The sequence below is a fragment of the Streptomyces sp. NPDC054841 genome (assembly GCF_053611045.1).
The window spans coordinates 1-13,247 of the sequence record NZ_JBSGZO010000024.1 but is presented as its reverse complement, the minus strand read 5'-3'; the positions used below and the strand labels follow the sequence as shown (position 1 = coordinate 13,247).

14 protein-coding genes are annotated in these 13,247 nt (G+C 68.9%); 11 read left to right on the top strand and 3 right to left on the bottom strand.

Going from position 1 to position 13,247, the window contains the following annotated elements:
- Positions 1 to 55 precede the first annotated feature (55 nt).
- The 5 genes from ACWGI8_RS05785 (at position 56) to ACWGI8_RS05765 (ending at position 4,607) form a co-directional block, all read left to right on the top strand.
- Positions 56 to 580 carry an ATP/GTP-binding protein gene (locus ACWGI8_RS05785; RefSeq protein WP_453658852.1) on the top strand — a complete coding sequence of 175 codons (525 nt, stop codon included), beginning with the start codon at positions 56 to 58 and terminating at the stop codon, positions 578 to 580.
- A 14-nt stretch (positions 581 to 594) separates the two neighbouring features.
- Positions 595 to 1,305, top strand: coding sequence for an SAF domain-containing protein (locus ACWGI8_RS05780; protein WP_453658851.1), 711 nt, complete (start codon positions 595 to 597; stop codon positions 1,303 to 1,305).
- On the top strand, positions 1,305 to 2,138 hold the full coding sequence (locus ACWGI8_RS05775; RefSeq protein WP_453658850.1) for a hypothetical protein: 834 nt from the start codon (positions 1,305 to 1,307) through the stop codon (positions 2,136 to 2,138). The genes ACWGI8_RS05780 and ACWGI8_RS05775 overlap by 1 nt, the downstream gene beginning before the upstream one ends.
- A 115-nt stretch (positions 2,139 to 2,253) precedes the next feature.
- Positions 2,254 to 3,645, top strand: a complete 1,392-nt coding sequence (locus ACWGI8_RS05770) for a CpaF family protein (RefSeq protein ID WP_453658849.1) — start codon at positions 2,254 to 2,256, stop codon at positions 3,643 to 3,645.
- Entirely contained in the window at positions 3,642 to 4,607 is a 966-nt protein-coding gene (locus ACWGI8_RS05765; protein WP_453658848.1) for a type II secretion system F family protein, read from the top strand. Before ACWGI8_RS05770 ends, ACWGI8_RS05765 begins: the two co-directional genes overlap by 4 nt.
- A 103-nt stretch (positions 4,608 to 4,710) precedes the next feature.
- Here the strand turns inward: ACWGI8_RS05765 and ACWGI8_RS05760 are convergent, their stop codons facing one another.
- On the bottom strand, positions 4,711 to 5,871 hold the full coding sequence (locus ACWGI8_RS05760) for an RNA-guided endonuclease InsQ/TnpB family protein (RefSeq protein ID WP_453658847.1): 1,161 nt from the start codon (positions 5,869 to 5,871) through the stop codon (positions 4,711 to 4,713).
- Positions 5,872 to 6,013: 142 nt separating this feature from the next.
- On the opposite strand from ACWGI8_RS05760, the gene ACWGI8_RS05755 reads away from it, so the two are divergent.
- The 4 genes from ACWGI8_RS05755 to ACWGI8_RS05740 are packed head-to-tail and all read left to right on the top strand — an operon-like array spanning position 6,014 to position 8,083.
- On the top strand, positions 6,014 to 6,904 hold the full coding sequence (locus ACWGI8_RS05755) for a type II secretion system F family protein (RefSeq protein WP_453658846.1): 891 nt from the start codon (positions 6,014 to 6,016) through the stop codon (positions 6,902 to 6,904).
- Positions 6,905 to 6,934: 30 nt separating this feature from the next.
- On the top strand, positions 6,935 to 7,150 hold the full coding sequence (locus tag ACWGI8_RS05750; protein ID WP_453658845.1) for a hypothetical protein: 216 nt from the start codon (positions 6,935 to 6,937) through the stop codon (positions 7,148 to 7,150).
- Positions 7,150 to 7,578, top strand: a complete 429-nt coding sequence (locus ACWGI8_RS05745) for a TadE family protein (RefSeq protein WP_453658844.1) — start codon at positions 7,150 to 7,152, stop codon at positions 7,576 to 7,578. The genes ACWGI8_RS05750 and ACWGI8_RS05745 overlap by 1 nt, the downstream gene beginning before the upstream one ends.
- A gap of 16 nt (positions 7,579 to 7,594) precedes the next feature.
- Entirely contained in the window at positions 7,595 to 8,083 is a 489-nt protein-coding gene (locus ACWGI8_RS05740) for a TadE/TadG family type IV pilus assembly protein (RefSeq protein WP_453658881.1), read from the top strand.
- A 23-nt stretch (positions 8,084 to 8,106) separates the two neighbouring features.
- Here ACWGI8_RS05740 and ACWGI8_RS05735 read toward each other — a convergent pair whose 3' ends face one another.
- On the bottom strand, positions 8,107 to 8,442 hold the full coding sequence (locus ACWGI8_RS05735; RefSeq protein WP_453658843.1) for a hypothetical protein: 336 nt from the start codon (positions 8,440 to 8,442) through the stop codon (positions 8,107 to 8,109).
- 36 nt (positions 8,443 to 8,478) lie between these two features.
- A complete protein-coding gene (locus tag ACWGI8_RS05730) occupies positions 8,479 to 9,012 on the bottom strand; it encodes a DUF4262 domain-containing protein (RefSeq protein WP_453658842.1) in 534 nt (177 codons plus the stop codon).
- Between the two features lie 51 nt (positions 9,013 to 9,063).
- On the opposite strand from ACWGI8_RS05730, the gene ACWGI8_RS05725 reads away from it, so the two are divergent.
- On the top strand, positions 9,064 to 9,516 hold the full coding sequence (locus ACWGI8_RS05725; RefSeq protein WP_453658841.1) for a pilus assembly protein TadG-related protein: 453 nt from the start codon (positions 9,064 to 9,066) through the stop codon (positions 9,514 to 9,516).
- Positions 9,516 to 12,899 carry a LysM peptidoglycan-binding domain-containing protein gene (locus tag ACWGI8_RS05720; RefSeq protein ID WP_453658840.1) on the top strand — a complete coding sequence of 1,128 codons (3,384 nt, stop codon included), beginning with the start codon at positions 9,516 to 9,518 and terminating at the stop codon, positions 12,897 to 12,899. The genes ACWGI8_RS05725 and ACWGI8_RS05720 overlap by 1 nt, the downstream gene beginning before the upstream one ends.
- The last annotated feature ends 348 nt before the right edge of the window (positions 12,900 to 13,247 follow it).

Genomic DNA, 13,247 nt, shown 5'->3' with positions numbered 1-13,247 from the left:
GAGCGACGGAGCAGTGTACGAACGTGTCTGCCTGACAGGGCCCGGTGGCACGCCCGTGATCAATACGTTCGTCGCCGACGGTTCCGCCGGTGTGCCCGCTGTCGACCCGGCTGTGGTCGCGCAGCAGGCCGTGGACAAGATGCGGCTGTCAGGCCCCGACATCGCAAGTCCGCGTCCAGCCGGCAAGTACATCGTGGGTGTCCCGGTGTGGATATGGGTGAACCAGAGCCCCACCACGTTCGGGCCTAATACCGCCAGCGCGACGGCCGACGGGGTCACCGTCACGGCAACGGCCAAGGTCACCAAGATTGTCTGGAAGATGGGCGATGGCTCAACGGTGACCTGCACGGGGCCGGGCACGCCGTACAAGGCGTCCTTTGGGAAGCAGGAATCGCCGTCCTGCGGCCACACCTACCTGCGCACGTCGGCCTCGCAGAACGGCGGCAAGTACACCCTCACCGCGACGTCGACGTGGACCGTGGACTGGCAGGTGTCCGGGGGCGGCGAGGCGGGACAGCTGACGGAGATCAGGGAGTCCCAGGAACAAGTGGCGATCGGCGAGCTGCAGGTCGTCGGGTAGAGCTCCCGGAGGGAATGAGCGTGAGCAGGACCAAGGAAGCCGCGCACACGGCCGCCGCGACGAATGGAGTGCCGTCTCAGGGGCGGGCAGCGGACCCGGTGGCGCCACCGCGAGTCTCGGCGCGCAGGCGTCGCCCGGGCGTGATTGCCCTGTCGCTGGCCCTCATCGCGGCTGGTGGTGCCGGTGTGGCAGTTCTTCTTCTCCAGGCCGGCCACCGTACACAGGTGGTGACCGTCGTGCGCGACGTCCAGGTCGGTCAAGTCCTCACCGAGCAGGACCTGGGAAAGGCATCGGTGGCCCTGGACCCGGCGGTTAGAGCAGTGCGCGCCGACGAGCTGGAGACGGTTGTGGGCAAGCGAGCGGCGGTCGAGCTCAGGCCCGGCTCGCTTCTGTCCCCGTCGCAGGTGACGAAGGATTCGCTGGTCAAGCCGGGCGAGCAGCTGGTCCCGATCGGGCTCAAGCCTGAGCAGGTACCGGCCACCGCGCTGGTGCCCGGACAGCGGGTGCGGCTGGTACGCGTCCCGGCGCAGGGCGAGGAGCTCCCCAAGGATCCGGCCACGGCGCCCCCGATCGCCGGACGCGTGGTGAAGGCTTCCAAAGCCGCGCCGGGCACCGGGATTGTGGTCGTGGATGTGGCCACGTCGGCCGGCGACGGCCCGACCGTTGCGGCATGGGTTGCCACCGGCACCTTCCGACTCATTCTCGATGCGCAGGACGGTAGCTGATGGCTGTGATCGCGCTGGCTGGCTGCAGCGGCGCGCCCGGGGTGACCACCAGCGCTTTGGCGCTGCTGCTGATGTGGCCGATCGAGGCGGGCAGGCGGATGATCCTGGCCGAATGCGATCCGGACGGCGGGGCGGTGCTGCACGGCTTGCTGCAGGGCACGCTCGGTGACCGGTACGGCCTGCGGAACCTCTCGGTGGCCGCCCGCAAAGGCGAGCTGAAGGACGCCTTCTGGCGGCAGCTGGTGGATCTCAGCAGCGAGGACGGGAAGCAGGAGTCTCCGCGTGACCGGCTTCTGCTGCCGGGGGTGACCGACCCGGCCCAGGCGGCCGGACTCGGGCCGGTGTGGGAACCGCTGGCCGACATGTTCCGCGGCATCGACGCACTGCCCGCGGACGGCCACGATGTGCTGATCGACCTGGGGCGCAGCGGTGCGTTCGGGCCGTCGGCGGTGCTCGCGCAGCGTGCGGACGCTCTGATCGTCGTCGTGCGGAACACGCTGCGGTGTCTGCAGGCCGCGCAGGCGCGTATCGAAGCGCTGGAGGAGCGGGTGGGCAACATCGGGCTGCTCATGGTCGACGAGGGCCCCTACCCGGCTGGGGAAGTACAGCGTGTGCTGCGGGTGCCGGTGGTGGCAACGCTGCCGTATGCGCCGAAGGAGGCGCGGGTGTTGTCCGACGGGGCGGAGCAGCCGCGTCATTTCACGAGGTCGGCGTTGATGAAGGCGGCCCGGACGGCGAGCACGGTGCTGGTGCAGCGGGCCGTGCTGCGTAGGTCTTGGCTGGCCCCGCGCATGGCTGGTCCCGACGAGGGGCAGGTGGCGTATGCGCGGTAGGCCTCTTCACCCTGATCCGACCGTTCGCCCGCCCGTGAACGGCCGCCCTGTGCACAAGCAGTGGCCTTCTCAGGCCACAGGCACCGCCGTGGAAGGCAGGGCAGCGGACCCGTACATGGTGGGCACGCCAGTTCCGCACGTCCAGGTCGACTACAAGATCGCCCGCCACATCGCGAGGCAAGTCTCCAAGCAGCGCGAGGAGTTACTGAAGACCGACCCTTCGCTGGACCGCGCCACCGAGGAGCAGCACTGCCTGCGCTGGATCAATGACGCGGTCGCCCTGTGGTCGGACGCGCAAGCCGTCGAGCGGAGCGTGAACCCCACTGCGCAGGAGGACGACGCCCTGCGGCGCGCGGTCTACGACCTGCTCTATCGGGCAGGCCGACTCCAGCCGTATCTGGATGACCCTCGAGTCGAGGACATCATCATCCAGGGCCACGACGAGGTGTGGCTGGACTATGGCGACGGACAGCGCCGCCTGGTCGGCCCGGTGGCTGACTCGGAAGAGGAGCTGCTGGAGCTGCTGCGCGAGCTGGCGCGGGACTCCGGGCACAGCGAGCGGACGATCTCCACGGCGAACCCGATGCTGGCGCTGGCGTTGAAAGACGGATCTCGGCTCCAGGCCATCACCGCGCTGGGTCCGAAGACGTATGCGGTGATCCGCCGCCACCGAGTCAAGCACGCCGACCTGGACGACATGGTCGCGTTGGGCACCATCGACCCGATCATCAAGGAGTTCCTGGCGGCCTGCGTACGCGCAGAGAAGAACGTCATGATCGCCGGGAAGCAGAAGGTCGGAAAGACCAGCTTGATGCGGGCGATGCTCAGGGAGGTCGATCCGGAGACCAGGTTCGCCACGATCCAGACCGAGGACGAGCTCCACGCGGACACCAACGGCTACCACCGCCAGGTCGTCTCCCTCATGGGACGCGAATCCAACGGCGAGAAGGACGCCTCCGGGCGCGGCGTCGGCGAGATCACGCTGCTGGACCTGATTCACCCGTCGCTGCGGATGTCGCTGGACCGGATCGTCGTCGGCGAGGTCCGCGGTCCCGAAATCATCGCCATGATGCAGGCCCTGACCAATGGCGCGGGCGGCACCCTGTGCACCATCCACGCCCGGCGCCCTGACATCGTCTTCGACCGGATCGCCGAGCTGTACGCGCTCGCCTGGAGCAATTTGTCCGAGCAGCTCGCTTACCGGCAGATCGCCAACGGCCTGGACTTCGTCGTCTACGTATCCATGATCGATGAGACGCAGGTCGGCGGCCGTCGGCACCGGTTCGTCTCCCACATCATGGAGGTCACCGGTATGGGCGAGTTGGGCCGCCCCGCGGCCAATGAGATCTTCTCCCCCGGGCTTGAGTTCGGTGAGCAGCGCGCAGTGCCGCGGATGGACCCGTCGTGCATCGACGATCTCAGGCGCGTCGGGTTCGACTCGGCGCTGCTGCAACACTCTCTTGGCGCCTGGCAGGCTCCCCTGCCGCTGAAGGTGGAGGCCCAGTGACGTTGCTGTGGGCGCTGCTGAGCGGCATGGCCGTAATGGCCGGGCTGATCGGTGTGGTGGTCGGTGTCATCGGCACCGACGCCCCGCGCAGGGCCCCGCTGCGGCAGCGGTGGCGAGCATCGAGGACGGGGCCGGGGCAGTCGCAGGACGTACAGCTGCGGCGCCGGACGCTCGTGGTCGGGGCGGTTGTGCTGGGCCTGGGTGTGTGGCTGGCCTCCGGGAACTTTGTGGCCGGAGTGCTGCTCGGCTCGGCCGTGATCGGTGTGCCGTGGCTGATCGCCCCGGCTCAGGCCGCGCAGGGCCGCATCGGCCAACTGGAGGGCTTGAGTGAGTGGACTCAGCGGCTGGCTGGCCTGCTTCGTCTCGGTATGGGCCTGGAACAGGCAATGATCACGAGCCGGAAGGGGGCTCCGGAGGAGCTCACCGAGCAGATCGTCAACCTGTCCGAGCGGCTTCGCCTGGGATGGCGTCCTGAGGAGGCGCTGCGTGCCTTCGCCGACGAGCTGGACGACGTCACGGCCGACAAGGTGATCGCTGCGCTCATCCTGTCGGTCAACGACCGCGGTCCAGGCCTGGCCCAGGCGCTGGAGGACCTTGCGGCCACGGTCCGCGAGGAGGTCGGCAAGAAGCGCGGCATCGAGGCAGACCGGGCCAAGCCCCGAATCACGGTGCGGTGGATGACGTTCATCACCGTCGGGATCATCGTCGCGGGGTTCTTCGTGCCGTCCTATACCGCCCCGTACTCCACGCTGCTCGGCCAGCTCGTTCTGGCCTTCCTGACCGCTGGGTTCGTCGGCACGCTCGCCCTGATGCGCCAGCTGGGCGCCTTCCGCCGCATCCCGCGCTTTCTGGTGCCCGACGCGCGCAGCACCGTCCGGTTGCCCGTTGTCGCTGCCGATTCATCTGCGCAGCCGATCGGGCGCGAGCTGGAGGGGGTCCAGCGGTCAACTTCTCGGCCGTAAGCGACCGAGCTTGTTGACTCAGTCGTCTTACGCCTTGTCGCGCTCCCGACTGTCCCCTACGGCAGGACGGCCACGGGTCGCATCTACCAGCGAAAGGAGGTGTTCAGGTCCTTTGTGGTACGGGTCCGTTGACGAGAACCCACGCCGAGCGTGCGCGGTTGCGTACGTTGACCCCGGCGACGTGGTCGGCGGGGCCAGCGAGCCCGCACCGACGACGGGAGAAGGTGTCCCGGGTGGGACGGTTGTGCCTCGCCGTATGCCCGCATCTGGGACACATCTGCGAGGTGTAGTGGGCGTCCACCAAGATCACCGGCACCCCGGCCCGCTGGGCCTTGTACCGGATATGTTCTTCGAGCTGGTGGAATGGCCAGGAGGAGAGCGCGGCCCGCTGGTCGCGGAAGGGCCGTACCCGGTCACGGATGCCACCCAGTTCTTCGAGGGCGATACCGCGTCCGGTGCGTTGTGCGACGGCCACGATCTCCTTGCTGATTTTGTGGTTGACGTGGGCGGCGTGCCGGGCTTCTCTCTTCGCCCGGCGCTTGGTCTGCCGGGTCGCGGAGCGGGTCTGCTTCGCCTGGAGTTCAGCCCGCTTGCGGGCGTGCCAGCGCCGGTACCGGCCAAGACGGCGGCCCTGATAGTTGTCCCCATCGGACGTAGTGGCGAGGTTGGCAATCCCCCGGTCCACACCGATCCAATCCACAGGCTCGGTGTGGAGCGGTGCTTCGGGGACCTCGCAGGTAGCGACCAGGAACCACATGCCGTCACGGTGCACGAGATCCGATTCGCCCTTGCGGTACTTCGCCAGCATCGCCAACTGGCCAGGGTGCCCGGTGTACCGGACGTTCTTGATCCGCCCGGCCACGGTCCAGATGCTGACCCTCTGCGCGTCGTGCCGCCACGACAGAATCCGGTCGTCATACGGCTGGGCCGCATCGGAGCGGAAGACGATCGGCTTCGACTCCGCACGGCTGCGCCGCCTCGAGGTGGCCGGGCCCAGGTTCCCCGCCCGGATGTTCGCACGCAACGTGGCATAAGCGTCCACGACCTTCTTCACCACCCGCACAGCTGGCTGGGCAGCCAGCCCGAACTCGGCCTTGAGGCGGGCGTAGACCAGCCTTTGCAACTCGTTACGAGACGTGATGCCCCTCTCGTACGCGACCACAGACGTGGCGTCAGCCGCCCGGTTGCACACGGGCAGGGTCGCCGCCAAAGCCGCCGCCACCTCAGGCGACGGCAGCAGCTTCACCTGCACCACAACCTTCACCCGAACAACATAACCGTCACCACTGACAACAGCCGAAATCACAGGTCACGACAGATACGAAGGGAACTGGGCCGCTCCGCGGCTCCAATCCAAGGACCATTCCTCCCCGGCCTGAAGGCCGGGGCATCCTGGGAGAAATCAGGTGAACGTGTTTCCCATGGTGCTCACAGGCGGCACTATCGGTGCCGGTCTTGCGCTCCTGGTCCGCGAACTGCTGCGGTCTCAGCCCGCCTTGGCTGTCGCGCTGGAGCGCACCGCACCCGGCCGGCTGACCTTGCCTGGGGCTGAGCCTGAGCTGAGCCGGGACGAGGTGTGGGGCAGGTGGCTGCTGGCCCGTCTCGGGCGCCTGCCGGGCGTGCGTATCCCTGCTAAGAACCTGGCTCTGCTCGGTCAGGGCTCCGGGCAGTTCATGTTGAAGAAGACCGCGCTCGCAGGCTTTGGCCTGCTGTGTCCGGTGCTGGTGACGATCCCCTGGATCGTCGCGGGCGTCTCTGTCCCGTTCTACGTGCCCGCGGTCGTCGGACTCGCCATCGCTGGGCTGCTGTTCATCACGCCGGACCTGGCGGTGCGCGACCAGGCGAAGCGGGCGCGGGAGGAGTTCGCGCACGCGCTGGCCGCCTATCTCGACCTGGTGGCACTCAAGCGGGCTGCGGACGCCGGCCCGGCAGAGGCCCTGGAGAAGGCCGCCGCAGTCAGCCGCGGCTGGCCCTTCCTTTACCTGCAGGGGGCGCTGCGGCGGGCACGGCTGGAGAAGATCCCGCCGTGGCAGGCCCTGGAGGACCTCAAGCACCAGTACGACCTGCCTGCTCTGGACGACGTCGCGGACATCATGCGTGGCTCGGCCACCGACGGCGCCGCCGTCTACATGGCGCTGCGGGCGCGCACCGCGGCGCTGAACACCGAGCTGCTTGCTTCCCAGGCCGCCGAGGCGAACACCGTCAGCGAGAAGATGACCGCCCCGGGCGCTCTGCTCGCGGTGCTCGTGATGCTCCTGATGGCGTTCCCCGCGGTGATCCGCATGCTCACCGTCTGACTTGACCACCGAAATTTGGAGAGTGACCTGATGAAGTACACCGCTGCCCGTACCTACCGCGCTGTGCACTGGCTGGCCACGCGCTTGGAGGCGCGCCTCACGGAGGCGGGCAGGCGTCCGGACCGCGGCGACATCAGCATCACCACGGTCATCATCTGGGTGGCCGCCGTCACCGGCGCCCTGGTGATCGCCGGGACCATCGCCGCCGTCATCGCCAGGTACAACGGCAGCCTGTCCGGCATCTGATGGCCCGACTGGTGCGGCTTCGGGCCTGGTGGCTGAGACGCAGATGGCGTGAGGAGCGTGGGGAGGCGTCGATCCAGATGGCGATCGTCTTCCCGTTCGTGCTGCTCGCCACCGTCGCCGTCGTTCAGGCCTCGATGTGGTTCTACGCGCGGCAGATCGCGCTGACCGCCGCGCGCGAGGGCCTTTCCGCGGCCCGCACGTACCAGGCCACTCCGGCCGCCGGCGCGGCCAGGGCCCGGGAGGTGCTGGGGCGCACGGCAGGCGACAGCCTCCAGGGGGCCAGCGTGTCCACGGCCGGCAGCAGCGCCGAGCGGGTGCGGATAGAGGTGTCCGGCACGGCGCTGTCGATGATCCCGGGCATTCCGGGTCTTCGGATCACGCAGTCGGCCTCGGGCGCCGTAGAGCGTTGGACTGTCCCAGGAGAGTGAAACCGTGCTGAGAAGGATGCGGCGTTCTGCCCGTGAGGATGAGGGCAGTGTCGCGATCGAGTCCGCCATCATCATCCCGCCGCTGATCATGTTCGTGTGTCTGGCGATCGCCGGCGGCCGCCTGGTCATGTCCGGCTCGAAGATCGACGCCGCAGCCGAAGACGCCGCCCGGGAGGCATCCATTCACCGCACCGCAGGCGCTGCCTCAGACGCGGCCTACGCGGCAGCCTCCGAATCGCTGGACGACCAGGGCATCACGTGTGCATCGAGCAGCGTGAACGTGAACGCGAGCGGGCTGAACGTGCCGGTAGGACAGGTGGCGACCGTGACAGTGACCGTGCGCTGCACCGTGAACCTCTCGGATCTCCTGCTGCCCGGCGTTCCCGGGGCCCGCACCTTGGAATCAACCGCGACGTCGGTGGTGGACCAGTACAGGCAGAGGGGCGATGGGTTCACGAATTCCGAAGGCTTCTCGGGCTCGAACCCAGGGGGTGAGGGGTCGTGAGGCGGGGGTCATGGCCCTTGGGTTCACGCTTCGTGCGTCGAGCGTGCTCGAGCTCTTGCTTGGCAGGTTGCTCGTGCTGTGAGCCAGACGGTCTCAAATTCTCCGGCGGTGAGGTCTTGCGGCTCGTGTGCGTCCCACTCATGCACAGGAACCTCTGCCGTGGCACCGAACGTCGCTTCGTAGTCGGCGAGGGTTCCAGCCTGCTGGGCAGCTTCCCATTCGGTCGACGAGGCTGCGGCGATGGGCTTCTCGAGTGGTCCTTGGAGTTCAACCTGGCGGGTGACCCAGCCGTCGGCGTCGACCTCGAAGTAGAACCAGGTGTCTTCCTCGGCCCAGTAGCTGCGGAACCAGCGCGTCATGAGGTCATTGTCCGCGACGGCGTGTCGGTCGCCTCTTCACAGGTCCTGCGTCCAGACCCCGACGGGGTGTTCGTCGGGACGCAGCGACAACCAGGGTTCGCGGTCCAGGAGGTCTTCTCCACCGGGCTGCCAGGGGAAGGCTCCGTCACGGTTGGGCCACACGACCTGGAGGAACGGAAACGGCGGCTTGCGGTAGTAGCCGATCGCGGTACCGAAGAACGCCTTGTACCAGCGATAGTCGACGCCCTTGAGGACGACCGGGACGTTCGCGATGTCGTGCAGCTCCTGGTCGGCTTCCAAGAGTTGTCCCTCGACAGCCCGTCGGGCGAGGTCATTGAGGAGCGTCTGCATCCGCGAAATGTCCAGGCCGAACATCGCCAGCTCGGGTATCCGGTGCCGGTGCCACAGGCCGATGGTGTAGGCCCAGCCCGGTCCCAGGTCGTCGGCGGGAATCATCATGACCTGCCAGCCGTGCTGATGGATGGTGTCGACGCTCGACTGGGTACGGGTGTCCAGGTCGTTGATGGCCTGGCAGACGACGCAGTGGCAGGCGGTGTGACCGGTGGGCATAGCCGTGAGGCTACGGGGGCGCGTTGGCCGCAAGCTCGGCGGGAGGGCTAGATGGTCACTCACCAGATGCGCCGTGGGCGAGACCGGTTGAACGACCGTGGTGGGGTCACCGTGTTCGTTGCCGTGTGCGTCGTCGCGCTGATCGGCATCATCGGCCTGGCCGTCGACGGCGGCGGGAAACTGCGCGCCACCGAGCGCGCCGACTACATCGCCACCGAGGCCGCCCGGGCGGGCGGGCAGGCCATCGACCCCGCCCAGGCCATCTCCGGCCAGGCCATCACCGTCGACCCGCAGGCCGCCCAGGCAGCGGCCCAGGCCTATCTAGGCTCCGCCGGCGTCGCGGGCACCGTCGCAGTGTCCGCCGACGGCAAAACGCTCACCGTCACCACAACCGACTCCTACGCCACCAAGTTCCTGCCCGTGGTCGGCATCGGCTCACTGTCGGTGTCGGGCCAGGGCACGGCCACGCTCCTGCACGGTGTCACTGCTCCCGAAGGACCCTGATGCGCACCAGCCAGACTCCCGCCGCCACGGCCGGCCGCACCGTGATGAAGATGCTCAAGGCCGTGCTCAGCCTTCTCGTCCTGGCCGGCGCGGTCGCCGGGCTGCCCCTGCTGCTGGCCTGGGCCACCCCCGTGGTCTGGGCGACCAGCCGCGACGACCTGATGCATCTGCTGGACCGGCAAGACACCGGCGCCGCGTTCCTCGTGCTGCTCGTTGCCGTCGGCTGGATCGGCTGGGCCCAGTTCACCTTCTGCGCCATAAGGGAGCTGGTCGCCCAGCTCCGCGGCCGGACCTGGCATGCGCCGCGTGGGCTGGGTGCGTCACAGCGCGCGGCGGCCGCGCTGATCGGCAGCATCCTGGTGCTGCTGCCCGCGGGTTCGGCGCTGGCAACGCCTGCTCAGGCTGCTCCCGCCGTAACAGCTGCCCGCTTGCCTCAGCAGGCTGCCCCGGCTTCGCCGGCCCCAGCAAGCCAGGCGACGCCCGACACCGAGGCAGGGATGTACACGGTTCGGGACGTGCGGCCGGCGGAGAGCCTGTGGAGCATCGCTGAGCGGGAGTTGGGCGACGGCGAACGGTGGCGGGACATCGCCGCCCTGAACGAGGGCCGGTCCATGGCCGATGGCCAGGTGTTCAAGGCCAACAGCTTTCTGCAGCCCGGCTGGCGATTGCAGCTGCCCGCAGACGCGGGCCACAAGACCGCGCACGCTGCTGTCCAGGATGACGGCGTACAGACCCAGCTCGCCGCAAGCGGCCCCGCCGGGGGCGAGGAAAACGAGCAGGTGGTCACCGTGAAATCCGGCGACTACCTGTCCAAGATCGCTGAGGAGCGGCTCGGTGACGGCCGGCAGTGGCCCGAGCTGTTCGAAGCCAGCCGGGGCAAGCCGCAGCCGGACGGCCTGCCTCAGATCACCGACCCTGATGTGATCTACGCAGGCCAGCAAGTCACCGTGCCCGGCGCCCAGGTCGAGGACGACACTTCACAGGAGGACGCCGCAGGAGACCAGCCGGCTGGCGAGCAGCAGTCTCCCCCGGCAGCCCAGGACCCGGACGGTGACACGCGCGCCGCTCCCCCACCCGCGCCGAACCACTCCAGCCCCGCGCCGCCGGAGACCTCCAGGCCCGATGAGCACGCCTCCCAGCCTGCCCAGCAGCCAGCCGGCCAGGAAGCCCCATCCGCGACACCACAGCCCAACAGCAGCGCCTCTCCCGCATCCCCGCAAACCTCCGACACGCTCCCCTCCCCCACCACAGCAACGCCGGAAGAGTCGGCACCGGTCGGTCATCCGCTGCAGCTCCGGACCGTCCTGGGCGCCGGTGCGCTCCTTGCCGCCGCCATCACCGGCGCGCTCGCGCTGCGCAGGCTGCTGCAGCGCCGACGCCGCAAGCCCGGAGAGAAGATCGCGATCGCTCCCGAGACCTCTGCGTCCGAGGCCCAGCTGGCCGCGGCCGCCGAGCCGGCCGGCGCAGCCCACCTGGACATGGCCCTGCGCACCCTGGCCCATCACGTGGCTGCCGACGCCGACGGACGGCCGCCCAAGCTGCGGGCCGCGCGAATCGGCACGCGCTCGCTCGAGGTCCTGCCCGACGACCTCGCGCAGAAGCCGCAGGCACCGTTCACGGCCGGGCGCGGCGGCTGGTGGGTGCTGCCCGCGAGCGCGGAACTCCTGAGCGAGGAAGCAGCACGCGAGGTACCTGCCCCGTATCCGGGACTGGTCACCGTGGGCAGCACCGAATCCGGCGAGCTGCTGCTGCTCAACCTCACCGATTTGCCGGCGCTGCTGCTGGACGGCAACACGGTGCACATCACCGAGGTGTGCACCTCGCTCGCCCTGGAACTGGGAATGAGCCCATGGGCGGCCGAGGTCGAGGTCGTCACCGTCGGATTCGGCGACGATCTGCCGCAGTTGCTGCCCACCTCCCGGATCGCGCACATGCGTCAGCCCGCGCACGCTCTGCGGGATCTCACCGAACGACTGCTGGAGGCCCACCAGCTGCCCGAGTCTAGCCACCAGCCCTACGTGCTGCTCTGCGCAACCACGCTGGACTCCGACCTGGCCTGGCAGGTCGCCGAACTCATAGACAAGGCCGATCGTGTTCCCGTCGCCCTAGTGGCCCCTGCGAGCGGAGCGGCCCCGCACTTCCCCGACGCGGAGATCCTGGGCGCCTCACTCGACGAGCCCCAGCAACTCGAGCACGCCGGCACCTCGATCACGCTGCAACGCCTGGAGCACGCCGCCTACCAGCAGATCACCACGGCCTTGGCCGTCTCCGGGCAGAGCGCCGACCCCGCGGAGGGCCCGTGGCAGGACGTGCCCGACGAACCCGGCCCCGAGCCGGACTGTAAGGCGCTGACTCCAACCGAACCGGTATCGCCCGCCGACAACAAGCAGAACGTGGCGCCGGCAGCCCCAGCAGACGCCTCCGACACAGACGTGTTCCCGGCGTTGCTGGCCGCGTCGACCGATCCTTCAGGGCTGCGTCTGCTGCCCACTCCCGAAATGCCCGCGGACCCTCACACCGAGCTGGTCGAGGAACCCGCCGCGGACACACCGAAAGCCCCGGCAGCGGAGGTCCCTGTCCCCGGGGAAGACGTGGAGCCTGTCGCCGACGAGGGCGAGGAAGCCGAAGCGCAGGACCTGCACGCGCCGGAGATCCGGGTTCTGGGCCCGGTAGAGGTAACCGGCGTCGCCAGCACCGGCCACGGTCCCCGCCAGGCTCAGCTTGCCGCCCTGCTGTACTTCCGCCCGGGCCGCAGCGCTGACATTCTGTGCGCCGACATGGACCCAGTCAGCCCCTGGTCCAAGGACACCCTCAACGCCCGCTTGCAGGGACTGCGACGTGCCCTCGGCAACGACCCGTCGGGCAAGCCGTACGTGCCACGGCGGCATTCCGGTGACGACCCCTACAGCATCTCCGGGGCCGTACGGTGCGACTGGACACGCTTCACCCAACTCGCCGAGCGCGCCCTGCCCCTGGGCCCGGCCGGTCTCCCGGACTTGGAGAAGGCACTCGGCCTGGTACGAGGCCGCCCCTTCGGTACCCGCCCGCTCCCCTGGGCCGAGCCCTACCAGCAGGAAATGACGACCCGGATCCTCGACATCGCCCACACCGTGGCCACATACCGCACCGCGCCGGGACCGCACCACGACCTCGCAGCGGCCCGGCAGGCCATAGCGGCCGGTCTTGACGTCGACGACAGTGCCGAGCTGCTCTACCGCGACTGGATGCGCATCGAGCACGCCGCCGGCAACCGCTCCGGACTGCACACCGCCATCACCCGGCTCCAACAGATCAACCGAGCCCTCGACTGCTCGCTGGAGATCGAGACCGAGCAGCTCATCAACGACCTGCTGAACGAATCCGCGATGCGCCAGGCTCTGTAACTGGGACGCGCACAGGGGCGCCTTGCCACCTACTGGCTGGAAGCGATACCGCCGGCCGCATAGGCCGAGAAGACCATCGACTGCTGCTGTCCGACCGACCCGCCCACGCCAACCGGGCTGACACAACGAAAACCGGCGCCAAACCGCGACCGAAGAGCCCACGAAAGCACACGCATGGCCCGACAAAGGCGAGTACAGCTCAATGGGAGGGCAGGGAACTGTGGAGTCAGCGGAGCCGAGGCGCCCTGTGCACCTGACACGCACGCACCGCATACTCATCGGCGTCGTCGTGGCCGGAGCGGTGGTCATCGCCGCGATCGGCTTCGCCGGGTCGTACGCCGCCGTACG